The organism is Ruegeria sp. BG7, assembly GCF_056535685.1.
Window position 1 is genome coordinate 963,032 of record NZ_JBQFIU010000001.1, and the last position, 25,968, is coordinate 988,999.

The following is a 25,968-nucleotide window of genomic DNA, read 5'->3' on the forward strand; positions in this document are numbered from 1 at the left end:
GCTCGGCTGAAGAATTTACTGAAAGGCTCGGGCATGGACCGCAAACTTCTGCTCATCATTCTTGACGGCGTCCCCTACCGCAATTTTCGTCGTTTGTTTGGCAATCTGGAAGGCTGGGTCGACAGTGGCGACGCACGGGTTTGGAAGTTGCGGGCCGTGCTGCCTTCGACGTCGGCCAGCTGCTATGCGTCAATCCACACAGGTGTGACACCGCAGGAACATGGCTGCACCGGCAACGGCAACGTCTTTCGTTTGAGCCACAAGGACGTATTCAGTCAGGTTCGCGAAGGTGGCGGCGTAACCGGAGCAGTAACGCATAGCTACTGGTCCCAGTTCTTCAACCGCCACCCGTTCGACTATGTCCGTGACATTGAATATGACGAGCCCGAAAGCCAGACGATCAACCATGGTCGTTTCCACAGCATGACGGGATATGGCAAAGACAACCAGATGACGCCATCCGACGTGGACCTGTATGGGACACTTACCAATCTGTGCCTGCGCTTCGGGCTGGACTATGGCATCCTTCACACCTGCACGCTGGACAGTATGGGCCACCGTTTCTTCCACGATTGCGAAGAAATGGATCATGCTTGCTTTGTCGCTGACGAGATGCTGGCCCCTTTTATACCCCGCTGGCGTCAGCTGGGATATGATGTGATCGTAACCGCCGATCACGGGCAGGACGAGCGCGGCCATCACGGCGGTCGTGGCCCGTTGCAACAGGAAACAGCACTGTATTACTTCGGCGACGCAGAAGGACCTGACGCAGAGACCGTCATCAGCCAGTTGCAATTGGCACCGACAATCCTGAGCCGAATGGGTGCCCCCATTGCAGAGACGATGAAAGGCGAAGTGTTCCTGCGATAAGGCGAAAGCGTCTTTGCACCAAGATAATTTTTAGTCGTAAGACCAGATCCCTTGTCCCAGGGCTTCGACAGCGACCGAGATACGTTCGAAGCTTTCCGCAGCGCGTTTTACCGAGGTCCGTGCCCGCAGATAGCCGTGCACAAGGCCAGGCTCGTTGATCCAATGGGCCTGGCCCCCTGCTGCGGTAATTCGCTGACAGTAGTTCAGACCGTCATCACGCAACGGGTCACAATCGGCCGTCACAACCACAGTCGGGGGCAGGTTCGAAAAGTCGCTGTCCTGCAAGGGCGCGTAGGTCGGGTCGTTCTGCGGCTGTTCACCTGAACATCGGACGGTCTCATAGAACTTGATATCGTCCAATGTCAGCAATGGCGCATGGGCGTGTTCAAGATATGAACCCTGACTACGGTCGCCGCCAAGCCCCGGATAGATCAGCACTTGTCCTAAGATGCCGTCCAATCGCCCACGCGCGTGATGGGCAACGGCAGCGGAAAGGTTCCCACCGGCACTGTCTCCCGCCAGGATCAGCGGGTCACCATATTCACGCGCCGCCCAATTCACCGCCGTCCAACAGTCCTCGAACTGCGCAGGATGCACGTGTTCCGGGCACAGCCGGTAGTCAACTGAAACAACACGATACCCTGTCTGGGCGCACAGTTCGGCGCAGACATCGTCATGGCTGTCCAACCCACCCACAACGAACCCACCACCATGGAAATAGACGATAGTTCGGGTGGGTTGCCCGGCGGTGTAGATACGGACCGGAACGCCATCAGCCGCCTGATCCTGTGTTTCTACACCCGCAGGGCAAGGTTGTCGGAAATCCTGACACATGGTGTCATAGACGCGACGCTGATCCTGAATTGAAAGATCAACCGCATCATCGGGATAGCTTTCAGCCGTGCGACGTATGAACGCCCAGGTTTCCTCGTCAATCAGGCGTTCATAGTCCATTGTCCCTCCGGCTTACTCAGACCACTCCCATGGCTGGGTAAATGCGCCCAGCACTTTTGAGACATCGTCTTCCGAAGATCCGTTCGCGTCAAGCTGCGCGACAAGACCGCGCTTTTTGTCGTCGATCACTGAAACAACACGTGCCGAAACATCAGCTGCCTCAAGCGCACCATTATAGATACGTGTGATGGCCTGCTTGCGCAGATCGGGCTTAAAGACCTTACCAACCGCAGTTTTCGGCAGTTCGTCCAGAATGGTCATATGCTTGGGCTGCGCCGCACGTTCATGTACATGAACCTTGCAGTAGTCCATAAGCTCTTTTTCCGTGACCGACGCCCCGTCGACCAGTTCGACAAACGCACATGGCACTTCACCGGAATGCGCGTCTGGTTGACCGATGGCACCTGCAAACGCGACAGCTTCATGTCCCAATAGCGCTTCTTCGATCTCGGCTGGGTCGATGTTATGGCCACCGCGAATGATCAGATCCTTGGCGCGACCCGTGATCCACAGATAGCCGTCTTCGTCAAACCGCCCCAGATCACCCGTGCGCAAATACTTGTCGTAATAGTAAAGATCGACATTCTTGTCGGCCTCGGTATAGGTGTTGCCCGCATAGACACCGGGGTTCGAGATACAGATTTCTCCGATTTGATCCGTACCGCATTCGACCGGTCCATCCGGCCCGCTTTGCAGGATTTTTACATCCGTATAGGGGAACGGAATACCGATCGATCCGATCTTTTTCTCACCATCCACAGGATTGCACGACACCAGACACGTGGCCTCGGTCAGGCCATAGCCTTCAACGATCTTCACACCCGTGGCTTCTTCAAAGCGACGGAACAACTCAACCGGCAGCGGGGCCGAGCCAGAGAAGGCCGTTTTCACGCTTGAGATATCGGCATCGACCGGGCGCTGCATTTTGGCCGAAATAGCGGTGGGTACGGTGATGATAAAGCTCACCTTCCAGCGTTCGATCAGCTTCCAGAAATTGTCGAAAACGCCGTCTCCGCGATACCCGGCCGGTGTCGGGAAGATTACATGTGCGCCCGAGGACACGGCCGCCATCATAATCACGTGCACCGCAAAGACGTGGAACATGGGAAGCGGGCACATGATGACGTCGTTTTCGTCAAACAACAGCGTGTGACCCAGCCAGCCGTTATAGACGAGGCCGGAATACTTGTGCTGCGCCACTTTTGGCATACCCGTCGTACCACCCGTATGGAAGTAACAGGCAACGCGGTCTTCCTTGCTGTCTTCAAACGTCAGCGTGGTCGGCTGCTTGGCCAGCTCTTTATTAAAGTTCTTGTAGTTCGCATGGGCCAGTTTTTCCTTGTCACCCATCTTTGGGCGCAGGAACGGCACCAGCCAGGATTTGGGTGGCGTAAGATAACGATTCAGGTCGATTTCCAAAATGGTGTTGACCTTGGGGGCGTGACGCACAGCCTCTTCCACCTTCTGGGCCACATCCGTTTTTGGGAACGATTTCAGCGTCACCACAACCTTGGCGCCGGTCTCGCGAAGGATGGCCGCGATCTGTTCCGGCTCAAGCAGCGGATTGATCGGGTTCACGATCCCGGCTACCGCTCCGCCCATCATCGTGATCAGCGTCTCGTTACAGTTTGGCAGCACATAGGCCACTACATCTTTTTCGCCAACGCCCAGCGAACGGAACAGGTTCGCCGCCTGGTTAACCTTGCCCTGCAGTTGCGACCAGGTCAGGGTCTCGGCCTTGTCGGTTGGCCCCGAGAACAGTTGAAAACTGATGGCATTGTGGTTGGGAAACTTCTCTGCCGTGCGCGACAAGAGCTGATGGAAGGTGACGGGTAAATCCCGATCCTCCCACGGCATTTCCTGTTCCATGCGCGTTTTGTCTTCCAATCCCACAAAAGCCATGTGGTTCCTCCCGTATGATCTCCCGCATTTCGCGCGGGCTTGTTGTTCGCCTCCAAGATGGGATCAAAACCGACCACGCGCAAGCGAGGGCTTAGCTGTGACAACGGGTAAAATGTAGAATGACGCTACGGCGAATGGGAAAATGCCCGTGCGTCACCCTTATTCTGCGGCAACACCGTCGGTGAATTGCAACCGGGCCAGACGTGCATACAGCCCGTCCTGAGAAACCAGATCATCATGGCTGCCTTGCGCCACGATACGACCCTCTTCCAGCACGACGATACGGTCGGCTTTTTTTACGGTTGCCAATCGATGCGCGACGATCAGCGTCGTGCGCCCGGCGCGCATCTGGTCTACCGCGCCCTGCACCGCACGTTCGCTTTCTGCATCCAGAGCCGAGGTCGCCTCGTCCAGCAACAAAACCGGCGCGTCTCTCAGGATGGCACGGGCGATGGCAATGCGCTGCTTTTGCCCACCGGACAGCATCACACCGCGTTCACCGACAAAGCTGTCATACCCTTCCGGCAAGGCCGCAATGAACTCATGTGCGGCGGCTGCACGAGCCGCGGCTTCAACTTCGGCATCGGTTGCATCCAAACGCCCGAAGCGGATGTTTTCACGGGCCGAGGCGGCAAAAATCACAGGGTCCTGCGGAACCAGAGCCATATGGGCACGGAAATCTGCCCGATCCAGCTCTCGCAGGTCATGGCCATCCAACGTGACACGGCCCGAATTGGGATCATAGAAGCGTTGGATCAATTGAATGACGGTCGTCTTGCCTGCACCTGACGGTCCGACAAACGCGACAGTTTCGCCCGGATTGACCTGCAGCGACAGATGATCCAGCGCGACGGTATCGGGGCGCGCTGGATAGCGGAAGCTGACATCTTCAAACCGGATTTCACCTTTAACATCTTTGGGCAGGGTCAAGGGCTTGGCAGGATCGGTCACGGTGTCTTCGGCATTCAGAAGTTCGACCAGACGCTCGGTCGCCCCGGCCGCGCGTTGAAGTTCGCTCCAGATTTCTGACAGGGCCGCAACCGAGCCTGACATGATGATCGAATAGATCACGAACTGCACCAGAACGCCTTCGGTCATCACACCGTTTCGTACGTCATTGGCGCCCATCCAAAGGACACCGACGATGCCAGAAAAGACCAAGAAAATCACGATGACCGTCAGAATCGCACGGGTCTGAATGCGACGCAACGAGACCACATACGAGGTTTCGGTCATCTCTCCGAATTGCTTGCGGCTTTCTTTTTCATGGGTAAAAGCCTGCACGGTCTGAACAGCGCCCAATGCCTCACCTGCATTTCCGGACGAGGCTGCGATCCAATCCTGATTTTCACGACTGATCACGCGCAAACGGCGGCCCAGAACCAGGATCGGAACAACGACAATCGGGATCAACAAAAGCACCAGCCCGGTCAATTTGGCCGAGGTCAGCAGCATCAAAACCAGCCCACCAAAGAACATCAGCATGTTGCGCAACGCGATCGACACGGATGACCCGAGCACCGATTGGATCAGGGTGGTGTCCGTTGTGATCCGGCTGAGCACCTCGCCGGTCATGATGCGTTCATAGAATTCAGGGCTCATCGCGATCACGCGGTCGAACACGGCCTTGCGAATATCGGCCACTACACGTTCGCCCAGCCGCGTGACCAGCGCATACCGGATGCCGGTGCCCACAGCCAGAACAGCGGCGATACCCAGTGCCGCCAGGAAATACCAATCCAGCAGTTCGCCATCCTGAATACGGAAGTTGTCGATCACGCGCCTCACTGCAAGTGGCAGGGTCAGCGTCATGCTTGCGGTCAGAATCAACGCCAGAGTCGCGCCGATCATCAAAAGCTTGTACGGCTTCATGAAAGGCCAGAGCGAGGCCAGTACCCCAATTTTCTTTGAGCGGGCCCGCTCTTCGCTGGCACCGGGGGCAGCGGCTTGAGTTGGTATGTTGGCGGTCTGTCTTGCCATGTCGGGCCCTTATGGATTGAACGCTAGAAAGTGAACGCTTTCTTGGCCTCAGCCGCCCTTCTGGTCAAGCATCACGACATGGATCAGCCACCCGAAAGGGCCATTTGACGCAGAAAAGTAAGGGTGATTGGAGCGGGTAGACGGAATCGAACCGACATAGCCTGCTTGGAAGGCAGGGGCTTTACCATTAAGCTATACCCGCAAATGGTTTGCGTTGGTTAAGTCATGCACAGGTGCGCGTCAAGCAGGAAGTGGCAAATTTTGTGCCACCGTTTTTGCACCAAAGCGCTTAATCAGATTCGATCGTTCAATCCTGATTGCGGAATAGCCGGGTTGACGAAAAAAACTGCTCCAGTTCCTCGATCCGTTCCTTACTTTCCTCCCACCGGGCCTCTTGCACTTCTGCAATCAAAGTTTCTGAAATCAGCTGCAGCGCTATCGTCGAATCCCAACTTGAAGGGGCCTCGACCAACGCGTGGAAGGTGTAATTTGCGGTCTTTCCGATGGGTGAACCCCATTGGTCGGTAAACAGCACAACTGTTACGCCCCGGCTCGAGGCAACCTGGGCCAGCTTTTCCAGATGCGCCTCGTATCGCCGAATGTCGAAGATCACCAGGACCGAGGACGCGTCCATGTCCAAAAGGTACTGCGGCCAAACATTGGCTGAATTGCCCAGCATGGTCACGTTGGGACGGATGATTTGCATGTGATTGAACAGATAATCCGCGTTGGATCGGGTGATGCGGCCACCCACCACATAAAGATGCCGGTCCGTTTCAGCCAATAACTGGGCGACAGTGTCAAACATCTCTTTGTCCAGACGCTCCAGCGTGTGGCGCATGTTTGTCCAGACGGCCTGCGCAAAGCGCGTTGTCGGGTGTTCGGCATCGTCATCGACAACCCAGGCATCTCGTTTCGAGATCGGTTTCTTGATCTGCGCTGCCACTTCTTCGCGCAGGGCATCCTGCAGGTCCGGAAACCCATCGAACCCAAGCTTGCGGGCCATACGGATAACGGTCGGGGTCGAGACCTGCGCAGCAGCTGCCAGCTTGGTGATCGATTGCAGCCCTGCCATCGGATAATCCTGCAACAGGATAGACGCCAACTGGCGCTCTGATCGGGTCAGGTCGTCCAGTTCATCCTGAATCCGCTGTTTGACAAGTTTCACAACGGTGGCCATCGGCACCCTCGTTTCTTATGTTTGTTACAGAATATTCTCACCTGTAATTTTGTCTACAGTAATTTTCTTGACAGTTGGGAAACTGCTGTAACAAATGCTACCTATGCATCACGATTCCGAGTCATCCTTATTACAAACCGTCGAGGCACCGGCTGCACGTCTGCTCAATGCACGCGGCAGCGCCAATGCGGTTTTGGTGTGCGAACACGCCAGTCGCTTTATTCCCGCCGCTTTGCACGGCCTGGGTTTGGATGAGGAGGCGGCCCGGTCCCATGCTGCATGGGATATTGGCGCAATGGAGCTTTCGGTTGAGTTGATGGGTGCGCTGGACGCGCCATTGGTCCATTCTCGGGTCAGTCGCCTTGTCTATGATTGCAACCGCCCGCCGGAACGTGAAGACGCCATGCCGCAACTCAGCGAAGTGTTTTCAGTACCCGGAAACACGAATCTGACGGCGGCACAGCGCACCCAGCGCGTGCGGGATGTGTATGACCCATTCCGACACCTTTTGTCGTCCACCTTGAACGCAAGAAACGAGCCGCCCGTGGTCATCACGATCCACAGCTTCACCCCGATCTACAAGGGACAGACGCGCTCGGTTGAGCTGGGTATATTGCATGACAAAGACGACCGCGCGGCCCGGATCATGTTGCAACAGGCGCAAGGCACCGGGCTGAAGGTCGCGCTGAACGAACCCTACTCAGCCTCTGACGGCGTCACGCATACGTTGCAGGAACACGCGATCAAACGCGGGTTGCCCAATGTCATGATCGAGGTGCGCAATGACCTGATCGACACTCCTGCGGGTGTGAACCGAATGGCAGGGCAGCTCGCGCCGATCCTGCAATCCGTCATTTCTGCCTTTTCGAACACCGAGGCCACAGCATGACAGAGAAAGTATCTCAATGAAATTCATGCGGAGATATGTGGCGGTCATTGATCGCGCGAACCGCTGGATCGGGCGTGTGGTCATGTATGGCATCTTTGTCATGATGGGCATTCTGCTCTGGTCCTCGATCTCGAAGACGTTCTTTTTGCCGTCTCTGTGGACCCTTGAAATGGCCCAGTTTGCGATGGTGGCCTACTATGTGCTCGGCGGCCCCTATTCCATTCAGATGGGATCGAACGTCCGTATGGACCTGCTGTATAGTGAATGGTCGAACCGTCGGCGGGCCTGGACCGATGCGATCACGGTGTTCTTCCTGATCGTCTATCTGGGTGTGATGATCTATGGCGGCTACGACTCGCTGAGTTATTCGCTGCAATATGGCGAGCGCAGTCCCACCGCATGGCGTCCTTACCTGTGGCCAATCAAGGTGATCATGGTTGTGGGGCTGTTCCTGATGTTGCTTCAAGCCATCTCGGAACTCTTCAAAGATATACTACGCCTCAAGGGCGATGACATCCCGCGCGAGGTGATCTGATGTCATACGAGATGATCGCCATCCTGATGTTTTCGACCATGATGCTGATGTTGCTGACAGGGCAGCGCGTTTTTGGAGCCATCGGCTTTGTCGCCGTTATGGCAGCGCTGTTTCTTTGGGGGGATCGTGGCGGGTACGACATTGGCTTTTCCGCCGCCATGAAGCTGATGAAATGGTACCCGCTGCTGACGCTGCCGATGTTCATCTTCATGGGCTATGTGCTGGCCGAATCCAAAATCGCAGACGACTTGTACAAGATGTTCCACGTCTGGATGGGCGGGCTGAACGGCGGTCTGGCTATTGGCACGATTGGTCTGATGGTTCTGATCTCGGCCATGAACGGTCTAAGCGTTGCAGGTATGGCCATTGGCGCAACGATTGCGCTGCCTGAATTGCTGAAACGTGGGTACGACAAGAAGATGGTGACGGGGGTGATACAAGCCGGATCGTCACTGGGCATCCTTGTGCCGCCTTCGGTGGTCTTGGTTCTTTACGCAATGATCGCCCGTCAACCGGTTGGTCAGCTTTGGCTGGCGGGGCTTCTGCCCGGGCTGATGATGGCTGCGATGTTCATCCTTTACATCGTGATCCGCTGCCGGATTAACCCAGCTTTGGGTCCTGCTTTATCAGCGGAAGAACGTGATGTTCCTATGGCAGAGAAACTGCGTCTCTTGCGTGCCGGTCTGCTGCCGCTGGGCATTTTTGCCGCGATGATGGTGCCATTTGTGAACGGCTGGACCTCGCTGGTTGAAAGCTCGGCCATCGGCGCTTTGACGGCGTTTATCGCTGCGGTGCTGAAGGGCCGAATGACCCGCGAGGTTTTCGAAACCTCGGTGCGGTCAACACTGGGCATCACCTGTATGTTCATGTGGATCATCCTCGCGGCACTGGCCTTTGGCGCTGTGTTCGATGGGCTGGGCGCTGTGCGTGCGATCGAGAATCTGTTTACCGAACGTCTGGGCCTGAACCCCTGGGTGATCCTGATCTTCATGCAGCTCAGCTTTATCCTGATGGGTACTTTTCTGGACGACACCGCCATGCTGGTCATCGTTGCCCCCCTATACGTGCCGCTGGTGGGGGCATTGGGTTTCGACCTGATCTGGTATGGCGTGCTGTACACGATCACGACCCAGATCGCGTATATGACACCGCCCTTCGGCTATAATCTGTTCCTGATGCGCGCGATGGCGCCACCGGAGATTTCACTGCGTGACATTTACGGGTCGATCCTGCCCTTCGTGATTGTGATGACGCTTGCACTGGCCATTATCATGACCTTCCCGCAGATCGCGCTGTGGCTGCCGGAGTATGTTTACAACAAATGATCCCGGACCAAACCGGGGCATCGCGGGTATCCCCCGCATTGCTGAAACTGACCAACGGAGAGAGAGAATGACAAACAGACGTACATTTCTGAAAGGCGCAGCAGCCGCGCCCGCAGCAGCGCTGGCGACACCTGCACTGGCGCAATCAACGATCAGATGGCGGATGCAGACCTATGCAGGCCCGGCGCTGGCCGAACACGTGATCGATCCGGCCATCAAGATGTTCAACACCATCGCCGGTGATCGGATGCAGATTGAGCTGTTCTATGCAGACCAGCTGGTCCCGACGGGCGAGCTGTTCCGCGCCATGCAGCGCGGCACGATCGATGCAGTGCAGTCGGATGACGACTCGATGGCGTCGCCGACCGAAGTCACCGTGTTCGGCGGTTACTTCCCGTTTGCCTCGCGCTACTCGCTGGACGTGCCGGTTCTGTTCAATCAATACGGGCTGAACGAAATCTGGGACGCCGAGTATTCTAAAGTTGGCGTCAAGCACATCTCGGCAGGTGCCTGGGACCCGTGCCATTTCGCGACCAAAGACCCGATCAACAGCCTCGCTGACCTGCAGGGCAAGCGTGTCTTTACCTTCCCGACAGCGGGCCGCTTCCTGAGCCAGTTTGGCGTCGTGCCGGTGACACTGCCATGGGAAGACATCGAAGTTGCGGTTCAAACCGGCGAGCTGGACGGTATCGCGTGGTCAGGGATCACCGAAGACTACACCGTGGGTTGGGCGGATGTGACCAACTACTTCCTGACCAACAACATCTCGGGCGCATGGGCGGGCTCATTCTTCGCCAATATGGACCGCTGGAATGAGCTGCCGGAAGACCTGCAAACCTTGTTCCGCGTCTGCACCGATCAGTCGCACTATTATCGCCAGTGGTGGTATTGGGGTGGCGAGGCCAGCCTTCGCGTCAACGGCGACAAGATGCAGCTGACGTCAATTCCGGACGAAGAATGGGCAACTGTCGAAGCGGCGGCCGTTGCATTCTGGGACGAGATCGCAGCCGAGTCAGAGACGAAAGCGAAGGTCGTTGAAATCTTCAAGCAATACAACGCCGACATGCTCAAGGCTGGACGGCCTTATCGCTACGGCTAACTTGCTGCAAGCCTGACCTGCCCCTTAAGGGGCGGGTCAATCACGACGAATAGCCGAAAGTTAAACTCGGCAAAGAAAAAGGTGGCACATGCTCACGTTCGAACATCTGAAGACGCAAGTCTCTGAAGGTACGGTGGATACGGTATTGGTCTGCATGGTCGACATGCAAGGACGACTGATGGGCAAACGCTTTCATGCAGGTCACTTTGTGGCGAGCGCATGGGAAGAAACGCATTGCTGCAACTACCTTTTGGCCACTGATCTGGAAATGGCCACGCCGGACGGCTATGCGTCGACCAGTTGGGAACGCGGCTATGGCGACTATGTCATGAAGCCCGATCTGAGCACGCTGCGCCCGGTTCCGTGGCTTGAGGGCACAGTCATGGTGATGTGCGATGTGCTGGATCACCACACACATGAAGAAGTGCCGCACGCACCGCGCTCGATCCTGAAACGTCAGGTCAATCGCCTGAAGGCCATGGGTTATGACGCGATGTGTGCCACCGAGCTGGAGTTTTTCCTGTTCGAAAAAAGCTTTGATCAGATCCGCAAGGAAGGGTTCCGCGATCTGGAGCCAATCTCGGGCTACAACGAAGATTATCACATTCTTCAAACCACTAAAGAAGAACATGTGATGCGCCCGATCCGCAATCACTTGTGGGACGCGGGCATTCCGGTCGAAAACACCAAGGGCGAAGCCGAGACCGGACAGGAAGAGTTGAACATCAAATACGCGCCTGCGATGGACACGGCCGAGTATCATTCGATCGCCAAGAATGCCGTGAAAGAAATCGCCTGGCAGCATGGCCATGCCGCGACATTCCTGCCGAAATGGCACCATGAGAAGGTGGGTAGTTCTAGCCACGTCCATCAATCGCTTTGGTCAGATGGAACGCCTGCGTTTTATGACGCAGCAGATGACTTGGGTATGTCCGCTCTGATGAAGAGCTACATGGCAGGTTTGTTGAAATATGCTGCCGACTACACCTATTTCATGGCCCCTTACATTAACAGCTACAAGCGCTTTATGAAGGGCACCTTCGCACCAACGCGGATCATTTGGTCAGTGGACAATCGCACTGCCGGTTTCCGACTGTGCGGGGACGGTACCAAGGCAGTGCGGGTGGAATGCCGGATCCCGGGTTCGGACATGAACCCTTACCTGGCAATGGCCGGGATGCTGGCCGCCGGGATCGCAGGCATTGAGGAAGGGTTGGAATTGCAAGCGCCCACCACGGGCGACGTGTATCAGGGTGAAACCGGTATGATCCCAGGCAACTTGCGTGCCGCACGGGATGCGTTGCACGGCTCGGGCATGTTGCGGGCGGCCATGGGAGATGAAGTCGTCGACCACTACACACGTGCCGCTGAAGTCGAGATCGAGGAATTCGAGCGCGTGGTGACTGACTGGGAAGTCGCACGCGGTTTCGAACGCGCTTAGGGGGGCTGGCTGGGGGCTCTGCCCCCAGACCCCCGAGGTATTTTTAGCCAGATGAAGCAGGGATCCTGCTTTCTTTCTATACGGAGTGAACATGGGGCAGATGTTGAAATGTGTCTCGCCGATTGATGGATCGGTTTTCGCGGAACGAGACGTGTTGTCTCGGGATGCGGCATTTGAGGTTGCAGGCCGGGCGCGCGCCGCTCAGGCAAATTGGGCGGCGCGTCCGCTGCGGGAACGGATTGATCTTGTCATGGCAGGCGTGGCCGCTGTTGGCGCGATGAATGATGAGATCGTGCCAGAACTTGCGCATATGATGGGCCGCCCGGTGCGTTATGGTGGCGAGTTCGGCGGCTTCAACGAACGTGCCAGCCATATGGCGGAGATTGCAGAAACATCTCTGGCTGATATCGCGGTAGGCGAGGACGAAACGTTTCGGCGTTACATCAAGCGCATTCCACACGGGGTCGTGTTTGTGGTGGCGCCTTGGAACTATCCCTACATGACAGCGATCAACACTGTTGCCCCTGCACTGATCGCGGGCAATACGGTGATCCTGAAGCACGCCACGCAGACCCTGCTGGTGGGGGAACGTATGGCGCAAGCCTTCCATGCAGTCGGTGTGCCTGAAGATGTGTTCCAGAACGTGTTCCTCAGCCATGACGTTACCAATGACCTGATCGCGGGCAATGCGTTTGACTTGGTGAACTTCACCGGCTCGGTCGGTGGCGGCCAGGCGATGGAGCGCGCGGCGGCTGGTACCTTTACCGGCGTCGGCACCGAACTGGGCGGCAAGGATCCGGGCTATGTCATGGAAGATGCCGATCTGGATGCCGCCGTCGATACATTGATTGATGGCGCGATGTTCAACTCGGGCCAGTGCTGCTGCGGGATCGAGCGGATTTATGTGCACGAAAGCCTTTATGACGATTTTGTCGCCAAGGCCGTGGAGATCGTGAAGGGATATAAGCTGGGCAACCCGCTGGACGCTGAGACGACCATCGGACCCATGGCCAACGTCCGTTTCGCTGATGAAGTGCGCGCTCAGATTTCCGAGGCGGTTGAAGCAGGCGCGGTAGCGCATATCGAAACCTTACCTGAGGACGATGGCGGCGCTTATCTGACCCCTCAGATATTGACCAATGTGACCCATGACATGCGCGTTATGCGGGATGAGAGCTTTGGACCGGTTGTGGGTATCATGAAGGTCTCGTCGGATGACGAAGCAATCGCGCTGATGAATGACAGTGAATTTGGCCTGACCGCCAGCCTCTGGACGCGTGATGTAGATCGCGCAGCGCGAGTGGGCGACCAGATCGAGACCGGCACGGTATTCATGAACCGTGCGGATTATCTGGACCCTGGCCTGTGCTGGACCGGATGCAAGAATACCGGGCGCGGCGGCGGTCTGTCGGTCATTGGGTACCACAATCTCACCCGTCCCAAATCCTACCACCTTAAGAAGGTCACGGGCTAAAGACGACGGCCTGCTCGGGTCTTACGCCCTCGCCCGGACAGGTTGCACATTACAAAGGAAACCTGACATGTCACTTGTTGGAAACTGGTCTTATCCGACCGCAATCAAATTCGGTGCCGGACGCATCAAGGAATTGCCCGAAGCCTGTGCCGCAGCCGGTATGAAAAAACCTCTGCTGGTCACCGATAAGGGCTTGGCCGATCTGCCAATCACCTCTGCAACGCTGGACATTATGGAAGCTGCCGGTTTGGGCCGTGGGCTGTTCAGCGACGTAGATCCCAACCCGAACGAAAAGAACCTTGAGGCAGGTATCGCAGCATATAACGCGGGCGGCCATGACGGGGTGATCGCCTTTGGCGGGGGGTCTGGTCTGGACCTTGGTAAAATGGTTGCCTTTATGGCAGGCCAATCCCGCCCAGTTTGGGATTTTGAGGATATCGGCGACTGGTGGACCCGAGCAGACGCGGACGGGATCGCCCCAATCATTGCGGTCCCGACCACCGCCGGGACCGGATCAGAAGTGGGGCGTGCCAGCGTCATCACCAACTCGGAAACCCACGCCAAGAAAATCATCTTCCATCCCAAAGTGCTTCCGGCCGCGGTGATCTGCGACCCCGAGCTTACCGTGGGAATGCCCAAATTCATCACCGCAGGTACCGGTCTGGATGCATTTGCGCACTGCGTTGAAGCCTTCTCGAGCCCGCACTATCACCCGATGAGTCAGGGCATTGCGTTGGAAGGCATGCGCCTGGTGAAAGAGTACCTGCCGCGCGCCTATGCCGACGGCACCGACATCGAAGCCCGCGCCCAGATGATGAGCGCAGCAGCCATGGGCGCGACAGCTTTCCAGAAAGGTCTGGGTGCCATCCACGCGATGAGCCACCCGATCGGTGCGGTGTTCAACACTCATCACGGCACGACCAACGCGGTGTGTATGCCCGCTGTGTTGGAGTTCAACGCCCCCGCCATCGCCGACAGGTTCCAGCAGGCAGCGGCTTATCTGGGCATTGATGGTGGCTTTGAAGGCTTCCGCGCTTTTGTGCAGGAATTCAACGACAGCCTCGGCATCCCGCGCACTCTTTCTGATCTGGGGGTCACCGAAGCGTCAATCCCCGAGCTGGTGGAAGGCGCGGTCATTGATCCCTCTTGCGGGGGCAACCCGATTGAGTTGACGAAAGAAAACCTGACACAGCTGTTCAAAGCAGCGCTTTAAAGTCAAAGGGCCCGGCAAAACTGCCGGGCCCTTTGCGTTTGGGTTACCTAAACCGGATCAATGCCCGGTTAGAACCAGAGTATTCACCGGCATCAGGATCAGACGCAAACGCAGACCGGCCGCGTGAACGACACCGATCGTGTCCACCACATGCAAGAATGCGGCCTCCCAAAAACCGAGATCCTCATGCTCCAACCGCTCATGGTTGTCGGTGTAAACATTGGCCAGACAGTTGCTGCCAGGAGGGATGTCATCGGCCATACCTTTGTAAAGCGGTTCCATATACACCAGAATCGAGCCGGGATTGTTGTTGGCCTGCACATCCCTGAGTTCGTCCGAGGGACGAATCTGACCAGAAGGAATGACATCCTGCACTTCGACCACGACCGTAGGGATAACAGTGAACGGCTTGGTCATACAGCCCAACTCACCGATCATGCCGGGCTTGATAACCTGAGCAGACAGCTGGTTGAATGCAGCCTGGAACCGATCATGTCCGGTATGGGACGGCACCAGAATACCAGCGGGGCGCAGCAAAGGGCTGACATAGTCGCCGACTTGCAAGCTAAACTGCTCCACCCGGCCCGTCACACCGGCAAGTATCACTGTTTTGTCCAGTTCGGTCTGTGCGGCGTCCAATTGCGCGATGGCACTGGCCAGTTGCGCCGGAATCAACTCTTCGATTTGCTGTTCGACCGCTGCGCGTTTGGCTTCTGCGGCAAAAACCTGGGCCTCACGCTCGGCGACAAGGTTCTCCAGGCGCTCGATCTCGGCCAGCCGTACCGCACTTGATCCTTCGTCCCGCAAGGTTGTGTTGCGCTCCAAATCCTCAAGCGCCTGCGCCAGAGCCGCCTTGGACCCGGCAATACCTGCGTCAGCCTCGGCCAGGTCAGTTTCTGCAACCTTAAGCGAGGCTTGAACCTGCGCAATCTGAGCATTTGCCGCCTGAACCTGTGCGGTCTGAGTAAAATCCTCGATCCGGAAAATCGGCTGACCCGCTGTGACGAGTTCGTTGCTTTTGACAAATACTTCAGACACACGACCGCCCAGTTGCGGCAGGATCGTCACGGTACGGAAATAGGACGCGGCGGTTTTGCTGGCCGGGTGAAAATAGAACAGCGTGGTGATCACGGTCAGCGCCAGAATGGCGCATGTCGTCAAACCCCAACGCAATTCATACCACATGGTAAACAACGTGATCTCGTGACCGATACGTTTACCCTGAACAAACCGGCGGAACAAATAGTCGGGCAGCACCGTGATCAAGGCGCAGAGCATAGTCTCGATCATTTGCTGTGCTCCTGCACTTCGCCTGTTTCGGACACAGGTGGCGTTTGTTCTGTCACCTCGGGCACCGGTTCGGGCGCTGGGACCCGAGCAAGCGAACGAATGGCGTCAGCAATGTTTCGAAGCGGCGTGGCAAAATCCGGAAATTGAAATCCTGCGACCAGTATGGCGGCAACCCAGAAAAGGCCATTATGTGTAAACAATGCGAGCAGCGCGAGAATACCCACCAACTGGAATTGTGGGTGATTGTTTTCGTGGGCCATTTTCTCGGGAACGGAATGAAGCGTCAGATAACCAACACCGATCAGCACCACCAGAACGACAAAGAAAACAACCATCGCTGAGAATAGGTAGTCACTTCCGTCAGCTGCGACGACGTATCGGGGAATATGCCCTGTCGCCATTGGATGAAGGTCCGCAGCAGTCACATTACACTCCTGTTTATTTTGGTACGTCTTTGACCGGGTTGAAGCATAAATTCAAGGCTGCTTATAGTCCGGAAAGCCAAACGCAAAACGAACCAGAGGCGCGCGGGCAAATGTGCTCTTCCAGAAAACCGGCCTGTCTCTGATCTGTAGGGTTAACAAGAAATGATTGATTTCCTGATCATCGGAGGCGGCATCGCCGGACTTAGTGCGGGCGCACGTCTGTCGACGCACGGAAAAGTGATGGTACTCGAAGCCGAAGACGCCTTGGGCTATCACGCATCCGGGCGGTCTGCGGCATTGTTTGAAGAAAGCTATGGACCACCTTCAGTGGTCGCTTTGAACAAAGCCGGGGGTGACTTTCTGCACACACAGAATGGTGGCTATCTAATCCCACGGGGTTTGATGCTGGTCGGTGCACAAGACCAATCTCAGCAGTTCGATGCCGATTCCAACGAGCTGAACATGGCCCAGATATCAGTAGATGAGGCCATCGCGCGCGTTCCGATCCTGAACCCCGAACAGGTCGGTTTTGCAGCAGTCAGCGAGGCCGCATTTGACATCGACACGGATCGTTTGTTGCAGGACTTCGCCAGGACCATCCGGCACAACGGCGGGACGGTTTCGACCAATCACAACGTCACGGCCATCCGCAAAGACACACATTGGATCGTCACCGCCGGTCAGAGTTTTGAAGCACGCAATTTGGTTAATGCTGCAGGGGCCTGGGTCGACGAAATCGCCAGACTTGCTGACCTTCCACCTATCGGTATCACGCCTCGCCGCCGGTCTATGGCCCGACTGCCCGCCCCCGGAGGCCATGATGTGTCGTGCTGGCCCATGATGCTTGGCGTGGGTGAAACGTGGTACGCCAAACCAGATGCCGGGAAACTGTTGGTCTCGCCATCCGAAGCAGACCCAGTTCCACCTCAGGATGCCTATGCCATCGATATGGTTCTGGCAGAAGGTTTGGCACGCTACGAAGCCCTGATGACCGAAGCAGTCAAACGGGTCGAAACAAGTTGGGCCGGCCTGCGCAGTTTTGCCCCAGACGGGACTTTGGTGCTTGGACCAGACCCTCACGACCCAACATTCATCTGGAGCGCGGGCCAAGGCGGATATGGTTTCCAAACGGCACCGGCTGCCTCTCAGCTGCTTTGCGATTTGGTGGTCGGAAGCCCCCCTGCCCTTGATGCCAAGAGTGTTGCCATGCTGACCCCGGAAAGGTTGAAGCGATGACCAAACGCAAGCTTCCCCCCTCTGCCAGCGTCGCCAATACAGCCGAGGACGGCAAAATGGTGGCCCCTGCGGCATCGCGAAACTCTGACGTCTTATGCGCATTGCTGAGCGACTGGGCTCCGCCACAAGGGCGGTCGTTAGAAATCGCCAGTGGGACCGGTCAGCATATGGCGGCTTTTGCGGCCCAGTTACCCGACTTGGAGTGGCAGCCAACGGAAATCGACCCAGATCGGCGGGCCAGTATCGATGCCTACGTGCGTGAGTTTCCGAATGTCGCCTTGGCCGAAGAACTGGATGCGACCGCCGCAGGCTGGCATGCCCGGTTCGCCGGACAAAACATGATCGTGTTGATCAACCTGATACACTTGATCAGTTGGCAGGAAACACGAACTATTGTCGCAGAGGTCGCCAAGGCACTCGCACCATCCGGGCGGTTTGTTCTTTATGGACCATTTATGCGGTCGGGACTGCTCACCAGTGATGGAGACAAGAGATTTCACCAAGCTCTGACGGAACAAGACCCTGACATTGGGTACAAAAATGACACCGAAATACTTGCGTTGTTTGAAGAATTTGGTCTCAACGTACTGAAGACTGTTGATATGCCCGCCAACAACCTCGCATTTATCTCATCGCGACCAGCGGACTGATCGAGATCAAAGTCAGAGCCCTACTATCCGCCCCATATTCTGATTACGTTATATGAAAAGGCGGCTGCAATGGACTGGCAAGGAAAACTCTCTGAAACGCGCAAGAGCCTCCGCAATCTCAACGGGTCCATCCCGGAAACCACGCGCGCTTTCGGGACGCTTGGGAAGGTTGTGAAGGAAGGCGGAACACTTGACTACAAGACAAAGGAATTCATCGCTTTGGGCATGTCGGTTACGCTCCGATGCGAGCCCTGTATCTCCCTACACACAGAAGCTTTGGTCAAAGTTGGCGCGACAAGAGATGAAGTGTCGGACGTCTTGGCAATGGCCATTCAGATGGGTGGTGGACCAGCCATGATGTATGCTGCCAAAGCGTTGGAGTGTTTCGACGAATTGAATACCCAATAGTCTCTAAACCTCCCCAAAAGCCTGCTGACGCAGGCTTGCCTCCGGCGGAGGTATTTTTGAACAGAAGAAGTAACGGATCGTTAACTCTGAACGGGAATGATGATTTTGCGGTACAGGCGGAGGCGCCGATGACCGCAACAGGAGAAGGCCCCCTTGCAAAAAAGCAGGGGGGCTGAATTTTGAACCCAGCCCCCTCTTCTTCTGTTTTTAAATACATCCGCCGGAGGCATGTGCCGCCATAGGCGGCGCATTTATTGCACAGCTGATGCCATTGACTGCGGCTTATCCGTCTTTGCGGATAACCTCGTTCTTCGGATCGTAGGGGCTGTCGCATGTGACAACTGCATCCCACAGCTTGTCCTGCATTTTGACTTTCAACTTGGTACCTTCGACCGCCAGCTCTGGCTTAACGTAACCCATGCCGATGGACTTCTCAAAAGCCACCGAATACCCGCCCGAAGTCAGACGACCCACACGCTCACCCTCCGGTGTATATAGCACCTCACGGCCCCACGGGTCGGCATCGTCTGGTCCGTCGATCAGCAGGGTACAACACTTCACGCGCACACCGGTCTCTTCCAGCTTGGCCTTGCCGTAGAACTCCTTGGACAGGTCCACAAAGCGCGGTAAATCGGCCTCAAGCGGAGTTGCATCTCGTCCCAGTTCGGTACCGAAAGCGCGATAGGATTTCTCCTGGCGCAGCCAGTTCTGAGCACGGGCACCGACCAGCTTCATACCGTGCTTTTCACCGGCCTTTTCCAGCAGGTCGAACAGGTAGTTCTGCATCTCGATCGGGTGATGCAGTTCCCAACCCAACTCACCAGTGTAAGCCACACGGATCGCGTTGACCGGGCACATGCCCAGTTCGATCTGACGGGCAGACAGCCACGGGAAGCGCTTGTTGGACAAAGCGGTTTCCGGATCGGCATCTTTGATGACCTCTTTCAGAACGTCGCGGGACTTGGGTCCGGCGATGGCAAAAACTCCCCACTGAGTGGTCACGTCCTGGATTTCGATGTAACCGAACTCCTCCATCTTGTCCTCGGCCGCCTTGCGCAGGTAATCGGCATCATACTCGGTCCAGGCACCGGCAGAGACGATGTAGTAGTTGTTCTCACCATTGCGGACGATGGTGTATTCCGTGCGGGTGGTGCCGTGCGAGGTCAGCGCGTAGGTCAGGTTGATACGACCGACCTTGGGCAGCTTGTTGCAGGTGAACCAATCCAGGAACTGGGTCGCTCCGGGGCCTTTGACGACATGCTTGGTGAAGGCCGATGCGTCGATCAGGCCAACGCCTTCACGGATCGCCTTGGCTTCTTCGACGGCATGTTGCCACCAGCCACCACGGCGGAACGACCGGCTTTCCTTGTCGAAGTTTTCAGGTGCATCGACGGGGCCGAAATAGTTCGGACGTTCCCAGCCGTTGACCCAACCGAACTGTGCGCCGCGTGCTTTCTGGCGGTCATAGGCCGGAACTGTGCGCAGCGGACGGCAAGCTTCACGCTCTTCGTCGGGGTGGTGCAGGATGTAGACGTGTTCGTAGCACTCTTCGTTCTTGCGCGCCGCGAACTCGGTGGTCATCCAGTTGCTGCTGTAGCGTTTGGGGTCCAGCGAGGCCATGTCGATCTCGGCTTCTCCATCGACCATCATCTGCGCCAGATAATAACCGGTGCCGCCAGCGGCGGTGATACCGAAGCTGAAACCCTCGGCCAGCCACATGTTGCGCAGACCCGGAGCCGGGCCAACCAGCGGGTTGCCGTCGGGGGTATAGCAGATTGGGCCGTTGAAATCGTCTTTCAGGCCGGAGTCAGCGCAGGACGGCACGCGTTCAGCCATAGCCATATACTGATCCGCGATACGATCGATGTCCAAGGGGAACAGGTCGGCACGGAAGCTGTCCGGCACGCCGTATTCGAAGCGCGCAGGCGCGCCGTGCTCGTAGATACCCAGAATCCAGCCGCCGCGCTCTTCGCGCGCGTAGGATTCGTTGTCGGCGTCGCGCACAACGGGGTGCTCGGGGTTGCCGGCTTCACGCCATTTGACCAGCTCGGGGTCTTTGTCCATGACGATGAAGGTATGCTCGACCGGGATTGCAGGCATCTTGATGCCCAGCATCTTGGCGGTGCGCTGCGCATGGTTGCCCGATGCAGTCACAACGTGTTCGGCCGTGATGACGACCTGCTCGTCGGATGGGACAAGGTTGCCGCCCTGTTCGACCATCTTGGTGCAGGTGACTTCCCAATGGGTACCGTTCCAGTGGAAGGCATCAGCCTGCATTTTGCGGACGATATCCACGCCACGCTGGCGCGCGCCCTTGGCCATGGCCTGCGTGACGTCTGCGGGGTTAATATAGCCGTCCTCGGTGTGATAGATCGCACCTTTCAGATCGCCGGTTTCAATCAAAGGCCAGCGCTCTTTGATCTGATCCGGGGTCAGCCATTCGTATTTGACGTCACATGTCTCGGCCGTTGAGGCATAGAGCATGTATTCATCCATGCGATCCTGCGTCTGCGCCATGCGCAGGTTGCCAACCACCGCGAAGCCCGCGTTCAGACCGGTTTCCTCTTCCAGCGTCTTGTAGAAGTCGACCGAGTATTTGTGGATATGGGTGGTTGCGTAAGACATGTTGAACAGCGGCAAAAGGCCAGCTGCGTGCCAGGTCGAGCCAGAGGTCAACTCGTCCCGTTCGATCAGCATCACGTCATCCCAGCCAGCCTTGGCCAGATGATAGGCAATCGAGGTTCCGATGGCGCCACCGCCAACGACCAGTGCTTTGACTTGGGTTTTCATAACCGGGCGTCTCCCCTTGAATTCAGCTGACACCATATGGCGCAGTTAAGGGGCGGCGCGCGACATTCATCCGACCAGTGATAGGAAAAAAACGACCCGAACAACAAATGCAGGTCGCAGATCGATCATTCAGCCGCCGATTTCAACCACTGGAACTGCAGCGTTTACTGGTTCCGACCGTGGTGCAAACCAGCCTGCCGCCTTCGTCTGAAGGTTTCTGAGCTGCTGGTTCCTGTGGTTGGGATACCTGTGCCTCTGACTCAGCATGGTTATCTGCGAACCCAGCACGCGAAGATACTGAAGCCAGATAGCCTTTGATGCCCATACCGTCTTCCGATGCCTTGGCTTGCTGGTAAAAATCCAGCCCAGCAACAGCCAATCCGCAGATTGTAATAAAGCCTGCCAGATATTTTGCACTCATGTCGACCACCTGTCTGTCTGTGCGCCTTTCAGATCAAAACATGTGGACGATTTAAGGGCACAAAACGGACCAGATCGCGAAACCGCTAGGGCTGATCAGACAGAATTTTGCCGGGGTTCATAATGTTGAGGGGATCCAGCGCGGCCTTGATTGCGGCCATATATTGTGTGGCAACCCCAAGCTCTTTCTCAAGGTAAGGTCGCTTGCCCTGCCCTATGCCATGTTCCCCCGTGCAGGTGCCCTCCATCGAGATCGCAAGATCGTTGAGCCAGCCAACAAAGGCGTCCGCCTTGGCGACCTCTTCAGCATTTTCCATGTCGATCAGCAACAGCGTGTGAAAATTGCCATCCCCGACATGGCCCACCACAGGAGCAAGCAAGCCAAGTTCGGCTGCCTTTCTTTGGGTCTGGGTCACACATTCGGCCAAACATGAGATCGGTACACAGACATCCGTAGAAATACCGCGTGCGCCGGGGCGCAGTTGCAGACACGCCCAATACATATCATGCCGCGCCTGCCACAGCTTGTTCCGTTCCTCGGTAGTCGTGGTCGCGGCAAAATCGGTACCGCCGAATTCTTCTGCGATCTGGCCAAAGGTTTCAGCCTGTTCAACCGCGCCGCTTTCCGAGCCGTGAAATTCCAGCAGCAATAACGGCGTTTCCGGCAGGCTTAGCCCGGAATAGGCGTTAGCGGCTTGCACCGACATTTCGTCCAATAGCTCGATCCGGGCGACCGGGATACCATATTGGATCGTCATCATCACCGCGCGGCAGGCCGCGTCCACCGTTGGAAACGAACATCGCGCTGAACTGATCGCTTCGGGGATACCCTGCAGCCGCAGGGTCAGCTCCGTGATGATCCCAAGCGTACCTTCGGCCCCGACCAATAGACGGGCCAAATCATACCCGGCCGAGGATTTCTTGGCCCTTTGTCCTGTGCGGATGATCTGGCCATCAGGCATGACCGCCTCGAGGCTGAGAACATTGTCCTTCATCGTCCCGTATCGCACTGCATTGGTGCCCGAAGCGCGCGTAGCGGCCATGCCGCCCAGCGACGCATTGGCCCCGGGGTCAATCGGAAAGAACAGACCCTGATCGCGTAAATGCGTATTCAGCGCCTCGCGGGTCACGCCGGGTTGCACAACGCAGTCCAGGTCTTCGGCATGAACCGCCAGCACCTTGTCCATTTGCGTCAGATCGACCGAGATGCCGCCTGCCGGCGCATTCACATGCCCCTCCAACGATGTGCCAGTGCCGAAGGGGATAACCGGTACGCGGTGCGCCGCGCAGGTTTTAACAATGTCTGAAACTTCCTGCGTTGTATGCGGGAAAACCACGGCATCCGGGCTTTGGTTTTCAATCCAGGTCGTGGTGTGGCCGTGCTGTTCCCGGATCGCTGCGCTTGTTTGCAGCCTGTCGCCGAAACGTTGTTTGAGAATGCTGATCGCGGTTTCTATGCCTGTTTCATTTCTAGGCAACGCCTTAGCTTGTACCATCGTCATCCTCCCCTGCCCCAAAACACTGCGGGCCTTTCAGCCAATGACTAAAAGGCCCGCAAAGTTTGGGCAATACCCACTAATACCAAGGACCTACTCGCCCAGTGCAATCCCTTCACGGCGCGGGTCGGCGCCCCCGCTCAGCCCGTCACCGATTTCAATAGCGTGCAAACCCGATGTCAAATCGCGTGGGTTGACCTCAAAACCTTGCAGCACCAGCGCATCCGTGAACCCTTCTGCTGCGGTGCCTGCCTCGACGTCATAGGTTCCGAAGCGATTGACCAAGTGTGGCAAGGACAGCGCTTGCTGCACATCCATATCCCAATCGGCCCACGCGATGATCGCTTTGGCGACATAACCGATGATGCGGCTGCCACCAGGCGATCCAATCGCCAGAACCGGTGCACCATCCTGCATCACGATGGTCGGGCTCATGGACGAACGCGGGCGTTTTCCGGGTTCCAGCCGGTTGGCAATCGGCACACCGTCGCTATGGGTTTTAAACGAGAAGTCCGTCAGCTCGTTGTTCAAAAGGAACCCGTTCGTCATCAGACGCGAACCAAAGCCGTTTTCGATCGTCGTCGTCATCGACAGCACGTTGCCATAGCTGTCCACAATCGAGATATGCGAGGTCGAGGGCAGCTCGAGCGACACATCATCCGCCCAGTTCAGCGCATGGTCGAATTCGGGTTGACCCGGCGCGATTTCGGCCAGCGCACCTTCGGCATCCAACAAAGCCGCGCGCTGCGCAAGATAATCCGGATCAACCAACCCCTTTGTCGGCATGGGAACAAAATCAGTATCGGCCATGTAACGACCCCGATCCGCAAAAGCGAGGCGAGAGGCGTCTCCGATCAGCCGCCAAGCTTCCGCGCTTTCGGGGCCCATCGCTGCCAGATCATAGCTGTTCAGCATCCCCAGAATCTGCCCCACAGTCAACGCACCAGAGGATGGCGGCCCCATGCCGCAGACGTCGTATTCGCGGTATGCAGCACAAACCGGTTCGCGTTCGATCACCTGATACAATGCCAGATCAATGCCGGACAGAACACCGGGATTGCCCGGTGCGTTGCGCACCGTGCGGACAATATCCGCAGCAATCTCACCGCCATAAAACCCTGCGGCCCCTTCACTGGCCAATACACGCAAGGTATCAGCATAGGCCGGATTGGTCAGCCGTTGCCCTTGCTGCAAAGGCTCTCCGTCTGGCAGAAAGTAAGCGGCCGTCTGGGGAAAGCGCGACAGGCGCTCGGCGTCGTTTTCAACAAGGCTGGCCAAGCGCGGCGAGACCAGGAAACCTTCGTCCGCCAACCGGATGCCATCGGTGAACAGACCAGGCCAAGAGGATCGGCCCCAACGGCGGTGCGCCTCTTCCAGCAAGGCTGGTGTGCCCGGAGTGCCCACCGACAATCCCCCTACAACCGCATCGAAGAACTTCAGCGGCTCACCATTTTCGTCCTGAAACAGCGTCGGTGTGGCTGTCTGTGGGGCGGTTTCGCGCCCGTCCAGTGTTGTCATCTGCCCAGTTGCTGCGTCATACCAAACCAAAAACGCTCCGCCGCCCAAGCCCGAGGATTGCGGCTCGACCAGACCCAGCACGACCTGCACAGCCACCATTGCATCTGCAGCGGACCCGCCTGCGCGCAATACTTTTGCCCCGGCTTCAACGGCCAGTGGGTTGGCGGCGGCCACCATCCAGTTCTCGGATGTGACCGGAACACGGTCCAGCTTGGCCTCGAGCGCAGCGATGACCTCTTCGGTCAGGGCCTGCACCTGCCCTTCAGTGGCAGTTTCTGGCGCAACGGCATCAGCCGCCTCCTGAGCCAGGACCGGCGTATAAAGCGCATATGCCGAAAGTAACAAAGCGGAAACACATCTCATCTGATCAAATCCTCCAATACTTCGTTTTGTTTCAAACCTGTAAGCAATGACCGCGCTCTGCAATGGTTTGCTGTACAGGCGTGATTTAACAGCAAGGTTTCGCCTCGCCATCTAGGGCGCGGCATCGTCCCTATTCTGGTCAAACCGCTTCATTCCAGTGAACTCGGGCAACCAGTCTTCGCGCCGCGAGGCCCAGCATTCATAGGTCGGCGTCAATTGGTTGGGCTCGTCGAGACATCCCAGATGCACCTCGACCTCAGAACCGCTGCGCGCAAACACCGGAGAACCACAGGTTGGGCAAAAAAATCGATCCGCATAGCCCTGTGACGGGCCGGAAATCTCGACGGCCTCGCAGGGGAATATTGCTGCCGCATAAAACAACGCTCCATGATGCTTGCGACAGTCCAGGCAATGACAAATCCCAACCCGAAGAGGACGGACCAAAGCCGTGATGCGCAAACGTCCGCAGCGGCATCCCCCTTCAAACCGGTCCATGAAGGCTCCTTTCTG

At 57.0% G+C, this 25,968-nt stretch carries 22 protein-coding genes and 1 tRNA gene; 11 read left to right on the plus strand and 12 right to left on the minus strand.

The annotated features are described in order from the left end of the window. Nucleotides 1-33 precede the first annotated feature (33 nt). Nucleotides 34-870, plus strand: a complete 837-nt coding sequence (locus ACR3EH_RS04755; protein WP_171092558.1) for an alkaline phosphatase family protein — start codon at nt 34-36, stop codon at nt 868-870. Nucleotides 871-900: 30 nt separating this feature from the next. Here ACR3EH_RS04755 and ACR3EH_RS04760 read toward each other — a convergent pair whose 3' ends face one another. The 5 genes from ACR3EH_RS04760 to ACR3EH_RS04780 all read right to left on the minus strand — a co-directional run bounded on the left by ACR3EH_RS04760 (nt 901) and on the right by ACR3EH_RS04780 (nt 6,886). After that, nucleotides 901-1,824, minus strand: coding sequence for an alpha/beta hydrolase (locus tag ACR3EH_RS04760; protein ID WP_171185155.1), 924 nt, complete (start codon nt 1,822-1,824; stop codon nt 901-903). A gap of 12 nt (nt 1,825-1,836) precedes the next feature. Further along, the gene (locus ACR3EH_RS04765; protein WP_171185157.1) at nt 1,837-3,726 is read right to left on the minus strand and encodes an acyl-CoA synthetase; all 1,890 of its coding nucleotides are present in this window, start codon (nt 3,724-3,726) and stop codon (nt 1,837-1,839) included. Nucleotides 3,727-3,885: 159 nt separating this feature from the next. Beyond that, nucleotides 3,886-5,706, minus strand: a complete 1,821-nt coding sequence (locus ACR3EH_RS04770; RefSeq protein WP_171185158.1) for an ABC transporter transmembrane domain-containing protein — start codon at nt 5,704-5,706, stop codon at nt 3,886-3,888. Between the two features lie 128 nt (nt 5,707-5,834). Continuing rightward, nucleotides 5,835-5,908: transfer RNA gene (locus tag ACR3EH_RS04775), tRNA-Gly, on the minus strand. A 105-nt stretch (nt 5,909-6,013) separates the two neighbouring features. Then, on the minus strand, nt 6,014-6,886 hold the full coding sequence (locus ACR3EH_RS04780; RefSeq protein WP_171185160.1) for a MurR/RpiR family transcriptional regulator: 873 nt from the start codon (nt 6,884-6,886) through the stop codon (nt 6,014-6,016). 103 nt (nt 6,887-6,989) lie between these two features. On the opposite strand from ACR3EH_RS04780, the gene ACR3EH_RS04785 reads away from it, so the two are divergent. From ACR3EH_RS04785 to ACR3EH_RS04815, 7 genes are all read left to right on the plus strand, one after another. Then, the gene (locus ACR3EH_RS04785) at nt 6,990-7,775 is read left to right on the plus strand and encodes an N-formylglutamate amidohydrolase (RefSeq protein ID WP_171185162.1); all 786 of its coding nucleotides are present in this window, start codon (nt 6,990-6,992) and stop codon (nt 7,773-7,775) included. Nucleotides 7,776-7,791: 16 nt separating this feature from the next. Beyond that, nucleotides 7,792-8,310 (plus strand): TRAP transporter small permease subunit, encoded by a 519-nt coding sequence (locus ACR3EH_RS04790; RefSeq protein WP_171185164.1) that lies wholly within the window; start codon nt 7,792-7,794, stop codon nt 8,308-8,310. Next, nucleotides 8,310-9,635, plus strand: a complete 1,326-nt coding sequence (locus tag ACR3EH_RS04795) for a TRAP transporter large permease (RefSeq protein ID WP_171185166.1) — start codon at nt 8,310-8,312, stop codon at nt 9,633-9,635. Before ACR3EH_RS04790 ends, ACR3EH_RS04795 begins: the two co-directional genes overlap by 1 nt. Nucleotides 9,636-9,702: 67 nt before the next feature. Next, the gene (locus ACR3EH_RS04800; RefSeq protein WP_171092576.1) at nt 9,703-10,734 is read left to right on the plus strand and encodes a TRAP transporter substrate-binding protein; all 1,032 of its coding nucleotides are present in this window, start codon (nt 9,703-9,705) and stop codon (nt 10,732-10,734) included. Between the two features lie 88 nt (nt 10,735-10,822). Further along, on the plus strand, nt 10,823-12,175 hold the full coding sequence (locus ACR3EH_RS04805; protein WP_171185169.1) for a glutamine synthetase family protein: 1,353 nt from the start codon (nt 10,823-10,825) through the stop codon (nt 12,173-12,175). Nucleotides 12,176-12,266: 91 nt separating this feature from the next. Continuing rightward, nucleotides 12,267-13,649 (plus strand): aldehyde dehydrogenase family protein, encoded by a 1,383-nt coding sequence (locus tag ACR3EH_RS04810; RefSeq protein WP_171185170.1) that lies wholly within the window; start codon nt 12,267-12,269, stop codon nt 13,647-13,649. 67 nt (nt 13,650-13,716) lie between these two features. Next, nucleotides 13,717-14,862, plus strand: coding sequence for an iron-containing alcohol dehydrogenase (locus ACR3EH_RS04815; protein WP_171646601.1), 1,146 nt, complete (start codon nt 13,717-13,719; stop codon nt 14,860-14,862). Nucleotides 14,863-14,919: 57 nt separating this feature from the next. On the opposite strand, the gene ACR3EH_RS04820 is transcribed toward ACR3EH_RS04815, so the two are convergent. Both ACR3EH_RS04820 and ACR3EH_RS04825 read right to left on the minus strand, forming a co-directional pair. Beyond that, nucleotides 14,920-16,152: an HlyD family secretion protein gene (locus ACR3EH_RS04820; protein ID WP_171675401.1), complete on the minus strand. Its 1,233-nt coding sequence runs from the start codon at nt 16,150-16,152 to the stop codon at nt 14,920-14,922. Further along, on the minus strand, nt 16,149-16,553 hold the full coding sequence (locus tag ACR3EH_RS04825) for a hypothetical protein (protein ID WP_253762025.1): 405 nt from the start codon (nt 16,551-16,553) through the stop codon (nt 16,149-16,151). The genes ACR3EH_RS04820 and ACR3EH_RS04825 overlap by 4 nt, the downstream gene beginning before the upstream one ends. 186 nt (nt 16,554-16,739) lie before the next feature. Here ACR3EH_RS04825 and ACR3EH_RS04830 point away from each other — a divergent pair, with 186 nt between their 5' ends. The 3 genes from ACR3EH_RS04830 to ACR3EH_RS04840 all read left to right on the plus strand — a co-directional run bounded on the left by ACR3EH_RS04830 (nt 16,740) and on the right by ACR3EH_RS04840 (nt 18,871). Then, nucleotides 16,740-17,813, plus strand: a complete 1,074-nt coding sequence (locus tag ACR3EH_RS04830; protein ID WP_171675399.1) for an NAD(P)/FAD-dependent oxidoreductase — start codon at nt 16,740-16,742, stop codon at nt 17,811-17,813. Continuing rightward, nucleotides 17,810-18,463 (plus strand): DUF938 domain-containing protein, encoded by a 654-nt coding sequence (locus ACR3EH_RS04835; protein WP_171675397.1) that lies wholly within the window; start codon nt 17,810-17,812, stop codon nt 18,461-18,463. Before ACR3EH_RS04830 ends, ACR3EH_RS04835 begins: the two co-directional genes overlap by 4 nt. A gap of 69 nt (nt 18,464-18,532) precedes the next feature. Next, nucleotides 18,533-18,871 (plus strand): carboxymuconolactone decarboxylase family protein, encoded by a 339-nt coding sequence (locus ACR3EH_RS04840; protein WP_171675395.1) that lies wholly within the window; start codon nt 18,533-18,535, stop codon nt 18,869-18,871. A 282-nt stretch (nt 18,872-19,153) separates the two neighbouring features. Here ACR3EH_RS04840 and ACR3EH_RS04845 read toward each other — a convergent pair whose 3' ends face one another. The 5 genes from ACR3EH_RS04845 to ACR3EH_RS04865 form a co-directional block, all read right to left on the minus strand. After that, entirely contained in the window at nt 19,154-21,661 is a 2,508-nt protein-coding gene (locus ACR3EH_RS04845; protein ID WP_171185184.1) for a GcvT family protein, read from the minus strand. 142 nt (nt 21,662-21,803) lie between these two features. Continuing rightward, nucleotides 21,804-22,082 carry a hypothetical protein gene (locus ACR3EH_RS04850; RefSeq protein WP_171185186.1) on the minus strand — a complete coding sequence of 93 codons (279 nt, stop codon included), beginning with the start codon at nt 22,080-22,082 and terminating at the stop codon, nt 21,804-21,806. Nucleotides 22,083-22,167: 85 nt separating this feature from the next. Beyond that, nucleotides 22,168-23,577, minus strand: a complete 1,410-nt coding sequence (locus tag ACR3EH_RS04855) for an FAD-binding oxidoreductase (protein WP_171185188.1) — start codon at nt 23,575-23,577, stop codon at nt 22,168-22,170. 93 nt (nt 23,578-23,670) lie between these two features. Next, nucleotides 23,671-25,458: a gamma-glutamyltransferase gene (ggt, locus tag ACR3EH_RS04860; RefSeq protein ID WP_171185190.1), complete on the minus strand. Its 1,788-nt coding sequence runs from the start codon at nt 25,456-25,458 to the stop codon at nt 23,671-23,673. A 111-nt stretch (nt 25,459-25,569) separates the two neighbouring features. Beyond that, the gene (locus ACR3EH_RS04865) at nt 25,570-25,953 is read right to left on the minus strand and encodes a GFA family protein (protein ID WP_171185192.1); all 384 of its coding nucleotides are present in this window, start codon (nt 25,951-25,953) and stop codon (nt 25,570-25,572) included. Between the last annotated feature and the right edge of the window lie 15 nt (nt 25,954-25,968).